At 43.4% G+C, this 562-nt stretch carries 1 protein-coding gene; it reads left to right on the forward strand.

Translation table 11 applies throughout. The features are described 5' to 3' along the window. A partial coding sequence (locus ACQY8X_RS21160; protein WP_428037101.1) for a reverse transcriptase family protein occupies nucleotides 1–493 on the forward strand: 493 nt, incomplete at its 5' end. Nucleotides 494–562: the final 69 nt, after the last annotated feature.

The raw sequence follows: 562 nt of genomic DNA on the forward strand, positions 1-562 counted from the left end.
GTTAGCCAAGTTGAAGGAGCATATTAGGGAGCTAGTGGAGAAAGGATTTATCCACCCTAGCTCATCCGCATGGGGAGCCCCAGTGATTTTTGTCCTGAAGAAGGACGGTACCCAGAGGTTGTGCGTGGATTATCGGCCACTGAATGAGGTTACTGTCAAAAACAAGTATCTGCTACCCCGGATCGATGATCTGTTTGATCAACTCCGAGGTGCATGTGTGTTCTCTAAGATTGATCTTCGATCAGGGTATCGCCAGTTGAAGGTTCGAGAATGTGACATACCAAAGACTGTATTCATTTTGAGGTATGGCCTGTATGAGTATCTAGTCATGTCATTCAGATTGACAAATGCACTGGCACACTTCGTGTATCTCATGAACTTAGTTTTCATGCCTAAGCTTGATATGTTTGTCATGGTCTTCATCGATGACATTCTGGTATACTCAAAGAATTTGGAAGAGCATGAAGAACACCTTCGTGTCGTGCTTCAATGATTACGAGAGCACTAGTTGTACACCATGTCCAGCAAGTGTGAATTCTAGATTGATAAAGTACCATTCTTG

This window comes from Amphritea sp., assembly GCF_050300915.1.
GTDB lineage: Bacteria > Pseudomonadota > Gammaproteobacteria > Pseudomonadales > Balneatricaceae > Amphritea.